We start from the raw sequence: 4,652 nt of genomic DNA, 5'->3' as shown, positions 1-4,652 counted from the left end.
AAGACCCAGCGGCCGCCGGGCTTGAAGTCGAAGGTCGCGAAAGTGTTCGTGAAGCCGCTGGGTCCCCACCACTGGGCGAGTTGCTCTGCCTGCGCGAAGGCGGCGAAGACGCGGCTCGGCGTCGCCGCGAGCACGCGCTCGGTGCGGAAGGCGGCGCTCGGATTCGGTGGCGCGGGCATTGGTGACTCCTTAGCGGTTCGGAAAAGCGCTGGAGGATACGGGGAGAGCGGGTGACAGGCAAGTTCATGAGAGGACACGACCGAGCTTCTCCGCCCCGGCCTCATCGCTTCCGACCTCGCGCCGGTCGAGCTTCCAGACTGCGCCGCGTCTCCGCGAGCTCCGCGGCAAGGAGTTTCTCATCGGGGAGGGCTGTGCGGTACTCGGCGGCAAGCACCTTGAAGCGGCGAGCCTCGTCGCTCTTGACCGAGAGGAGCTGGACGTACGCGGACCAGGGGAGCGGGAAGCGGCTAGCTAGGTCGCGAAGAGACAGAGGCGCCGCCGGCCCCCCGGATATCCGAGACAATGTCTCGGGGATCTTCGCAGACGCCTGGTGCGGTTTACGCCGCGAGGTCTGCGAACCGCCCGCGGCCTCCGATTCCGCAGACAGCGTCTGCGAAATCGGCCAGGAGAGGTAGAACAGCCGCATTTGCTCGAGATTTCGCTCGGAGAACCCGCGCCCAAAGCGGGCCGACAGATCGACCGAGAGCCGTTTGAGCAGCGCCGCTCCGTACTCGGCGCGCTGCTTGCCCCCTTGCTCGTACTCCACGGTCCGCCGGCCGATCTCCCAGTAAGTGGCGGTCATGAGCGCGTTCACCGCCCGGGCAGAGGTGCGCCGGGCCTCCTCGAGCAGCGAGGCGATGCCGCCAACGAGGTTGCCGTAGCCAGCACCTAGGCTAATCAAGGAATCAGCGCCTCGTACCGCAGGTGCGGCTGATCGCTTCTTAGCGCGCTTCGTCACGACTCGATCTCCTTGAGTTGACCAGCATCCACACGCCATCGAGCCCAGCGCGGGGTATCCGGCGACACCCGGATGATCGGCAGTAGCGGCGTGTCAGGCGCGATCGCCCGATGCAGCACCCTTGCGCCGGCGCATCCGCGACGCTTCGTAGGCCATGAACTGCTTTTCGATCTCCCGGCCCACGAGGCTGCCCCTCTCGATCCGGGTCCGCGCCCACACGCCGAGCTTCAGGACAAGCTCGAACTCGGCGGGCAGATAGTCCCAGCGGTAGTTGTTGCAGGTGCGGTGGGCGGGCAGGAAGTTCTCTACCGCGTGCTCGCCGCCGGCGCTGTGCGCGAAAACGTGATCGGCATCCCAGGCCCCATGGATCTCGCCTCCGCAGATGTGGCACCTGCCACCCGTTCGCCTGAGGATCGCCGCTCGCGCCGCGGCGGTCAGGCGGTGCCGGCGAGGGCGCCGGTTGGCGGACTTGCCTTGCTCGCGGAGCCGGCGTAGCGCCTGCACTTGCTCGCGGAGGGAGTCGGTGTTCGGGCTTTGTGGTTTGCTCATGTGCGCCTCGGTTGCAGCACTAGAGCGCCTGTGCTGCCAGGCCGTAGTCCCTGAATGATCCGTTGCGGCACAAGACGCCCGGCGCCAGCAGCATCGCGAAGTACCAGCCCCGCCATTCCGGAGCTAGGTCGCGCCCCTTGCATGGTTTCCGGCGAGCAGTCCCTCGACACTGAGATCTTCGTCGGCATCCGGCCAGTGGATGCACTCGCCGTCGCCGAGCAGCTCCCACTTCCCCCGGGCGGCAGCGTCCGCGTGGAGGAGTCGCGGGAACCAGACTAGCGGAACGATGATGGTCCGTCCGCGAGAGCAACGGTCAAGGCGTCGTCGGTTGCTACGACGGCGCGCGCCAGGGGCCGGATCTCAATCGGGGAAGTACTCATGCCATGCCTCCGGAATGGCTTTCTCGTGCTTGGTCACCACTCTCTCGATCCGACGCAGTTCTCGTGAGACGAACCCGGTCGAGTGCGCGAGCTGGACGGGGCCGAGCCAAGACCTCGCCAGCATCCGCTCGCGCTGTACGTGATCAAGCGGCGGCTCACCAACCTCGTTGCTGAAGAAGAAGAGCCGGTAGGGTCCAGAGCGCAGGATCGTTGGCGACATGGGTCGAGTCTACCACACGCTGCGCCCCTCGATCATCCTTGCGCATCGCGGCGCAGCGCCAGCCGCTAGAGAAGCTAGACGCTCATGGCGATGGCACGCCAGCTTCGCGCAGCACCCGGGACAGCTTCTTGAAGAGGTTTGGGTGATATCGTTTGCTGCTCGGGTCGTTGCATACCGTGGAAGCAGTGAGACCCTCTCCTGCGATCTTGATGTGCCCGGATTTCGGGTCGTACCAAACTCGGATCGCCAAGGGCACGCTCTTGCTCCTCTCCGCCATGCCACCTCCTAACACCTGGGCACCGTTTCACGAAGGCTTTCGGCTGCTTGACAGGCGCCTCAGCTCCCGCTGATGCCCATGGGGACACTGGTCAATGGAATCCACCCGGGGAATGCTATCGCCGACCATTCCGGCGAGCGTTTCCTGATCCTGCATTCGGCCAAACGCCAGCGCTCAGCAGCGGCGCGGAGCGCCGTCCTCTGCATGCTGTTGTAATCCCGCAATCTGCGGGTTCGTTGCTCGACACAGCTAAAGGGCAACTAGCTCGGCGAGCTTGGCCGCGATGCGCTCCATCGAATCTTCTGCTGTATCCAGGCCGCTTCGCGAGCCAAGCAGAGGGCTAACTTCGCGGAGAGCTTCATACGTCGTGTCGTGCACGATGGGGACGAGCAGGTCACGCGCAAGGAGGGCCGATAGCTCCCTTTCGGCGATGCTTTCTCCTTCGATGCGGCGCAGCAGCGTGGGGGTCACCAATACGATCCCGACTCGCGACCATCTTGGCCTTGCGATGCCGCCGGACCCGCCGATGCTGCTCCGGCCACCCCCGCTGCTTCCCCACGAGGGGTAGAACGGGTGCGGGTACGACCCGTAGCCCCCGTAGCTCCGGTAGCGGCCACCGCATGCAGGGCAGGCCGCTGCCCCGCTTGCTGTTCGATGGCCCCGCACCGGCGCTGTGCATCTAGCCATATCGCAATCCCTCCAGTTATAGTCAGGCTCTCAGATGCCGGGACAATGTCAGCCTTCAGCCGCGGCGTCCTCGGCGCTGGCTACAAGGCGCGGTTCGGCGAGCCTCTCTAAGCCAGCCGCGATCACCTCGTTAAGGAGTTCGATTCGCCCAGCGAGCTTCTTGCGGCTCACCATCTTCCGACCCTCATCGAGTCCCCGGGATTTCACCAGGCATGCCAGCGCTTCGACATCGCGCGGAAGTAAGACCGGGTTGTGCAGTAGCTCTTCGTGACACTCGTAGCAGAAGATGGCCGTTTCCCCCTCGACACCCCAAGGGCATCGCTGAAAGATCGGCTTCCGCATAGTCCCGCGCCGGTTCGATGAGCGGCCAAAGAACCGCTCTGCCACGTAGTGGTGTCGTGTGGCGTGAGATCTGCCCGCGAGCGTAGGCGTTGCGTAGCCCCTACCCCGGCGGACCAGACATCCGCAAATCGCGCATCTCTCACTCATCGGTCCCTCACCAAACGCCAGCCTCACCAGCGAGCGCGAAGGGAGCGTAGCGACCGGTTGTCGCGCCGCTGGCAACCGCCAGCGGCGTGACGATAGTGCTCGGCGGGTGCAGGCGTTTGTTACACTGGTGCATCTTCACTCCACCCTGAAGGAGACTGACTCGGTCTCAAGGTCGCCGGTGACCATATCGGGAATGCATGGCGCACGAGGACTTAGCAGAACAAGCTTGAGACGGTACACGCCAGGCTCCCTCATGGGCCCCAAACTCGTGGACTCGCCATAGAAGGTGCCGGGGCGCAGCTTCACCACATCCTCGGGTCCTCCCTGAAACTCGGGGATCTGCTCGTCCGGGAACCCGATCTTCTTGCCATCAGGTCCGACCAGGTCAATCAAGACGTAGCCGCCTCCGGGATGGATCGCACTGGGGACGCTGATCGCGACAGGTCCCTTGTTCTCAATCCGGACCTCAAACGTGAGCCTTTGGCCAAGCTCGAGATTCTCGGGAAAGCGGTCTAAGGCGTAGACGACAAGATCTAAACCCGGCTCGCGCTCCGCTGCTGCCCTCGCGCTATGAGCGAGAAGGGATGCGATGAACACAGCGGCCATCACGATACGAGACAGCGACGCGGCGCGTTTTGGCACGGGCTGGAAGATCATTGGCAGGTCCTCATCGGTGTAACGCCGCGCTTAACCCGCGGCCCGCGCGGATTCCACGCTCAACTCGTCTGTTGACCCCGACCGCGGGCCGTCGGGTGCAAGCGCTAGTTAGGTGGCAGCGGTACTCGTGCCTGATCGATCAGTGACTGTGCCTTCTCCTTCAACGGGCCGGAGGCGTCACTGGCCACTATCTCCTCAAGTCGCCTGAGCGCAGCAGAGTCCCGCACCTGGCCGAGAAAAGAGACAACGGCGAGCTTCGTATCCTCCGACCCCGTCGCCAGAAGTGCCTCGGCTTTTTCTTGGGACCCGGAGAGCCAGCCGATCGTAGCCTGCAGCAACGCGCTGATCTCGTCCGACAAGGAACTTGAGACAACGCTCCAGAGGGTGTCCTCTGGGTAGTCGAGGCCGACCTCTCTTTGGCAAAATCCCTGAGCA

6 protein-coding genes and 1 pseudogene are annotated in these 4,652 nt (G+C 64.4%); all 7 read right to left on the bottom strand.

All coding sequences use genetic code 11. The annotated features are described in order from the left end of the window. Window positions 1-179: polyketide cyclase (locus FJ251_13640; protein MBM4118747.1), on the bottom strand; the 179-nt coding region annotated here is incomplete at its 3' end. Window positions 180-280: 101 nt separating this feature from the next. Next, the gene (locus FJ251_13635; protein ID MBM4118746.1) at window positions 281-997 is read right to left on the bottom strand and encodes a DUF1016 domain-containing protein; all 717 of its coding nucleotides are present in this window, start codon (window positions 995-997) and stop codon (window positions 281-283) included. 54 nt (window positions 998-1,051) lie between these two features. Continuing rightward, entirely contained in the window at window positions 1,052-1,507 is a 456-nt protein-coding gene (locus FJ251_13630) for an HNH endonuclease (protein MBM4118745.1), read from the bottom strand. A 123-nt stretch (window positions 1,508-1,630) separates the two neighbouring features. Then, window positions 1,631-1,887 (bottom strand): annotated as a pseudogene (locus FJ251_13625) (DUF2442 domain-containing protein). Beyond that, window positions 1,868-2,107: a DUF4160 domain-containing protein gene (locus FJ251_13620; protein MBM4118744.1), complete on the bottom strand. Its 240-nt coding sequence runs from the start codon at window positions 2,105-2,107 to the stop codon at window positions 1,868-1,870. The pseudogene FJ251_13625 and the gene FJ251_13620 overlap by 20 nt, the downstream one beginning before the upstream one ends. A 526-nt stretch (window positions 2,108-2,633) precedes the next feature. Further along, the gene (locus FJ251_13615) at window positions 2,634-3,071 is read right to left on the bottom strand and encodes a hypothetical protein (protein ID MBM4118743.1); all 438 of its coding nucleotides are present in this window, start codon (window positions 3,069-3,071) and stop codon (window positions 2,634-2,636) included. 624 nt (window positions 3,072-3,695) lie between these two features. After that, on the bottom strand, window positions 3,696-4,217 hold the full coding sequence (locus tag FJ251_13610) for a hypothetical protein (protein MBM4118742.1): 522 nt from the start codon (window positions 4,215-4,217) through the stop codon (window positions 3,696-3,698). Window positions 4,218-4,652 lie beyond the last annotated feature (435 nt).

It is taken from the genome of bacterium (assembly GCA_016873475.1).
Taxonomy (GTDB): Bacteria; Krumholzibacteriota; Krumholzibacteriia; order JACNKJ01; family JACNKJ01; genus VGXI01.
The sequence above is the reverse complement of the archived record's forward strand: the minus strand, read 5'-3'. Positions and strand labels throughout refer to the sequence as shown.

What these genes read in the sequence shown, in the direction of transcription:
- FJ251_13635 (MBM4118746.1), bottom strand. Translation starts at nt 997, where the DNA reads ATGGCGTGTGGATGCTGGTCAACTCAAGGAGATCGAGTCGTGACGAAG.
- FJ251_13630 (MBM4118745.1), bottom strand. Translation starts at nt 1,507, where the DNA reads ATGAGCAAACCACAAAGCCCGAACACCGACTCCCTCCGCGAGCAAGTG.
- FJ251_13620 (MBM4118744.1), bottom strand. Translation starts at nt 2,107, where the DNA reads ATGTCGCCAACGATCCTGCGCTCTGGACCCTACCGGCTCTTCTTCTTC.
- FJ251_13615 (MBM4118743.1), bottom strand. Translation starts at nt 3,071, where the DNA reads ATGGCTAGATGCACAGCGCCGGTGCGGGGCCATCGAACAGCAAGCGGG.
- FJ251_13610 (MBM4118742.1), bottom strand. Translation starts at nt 4,217, where the DNA reads ATGATCTTCCAGCCCGTGCCAAAACGCGCCGCGTCGCTGTCTCGTATC.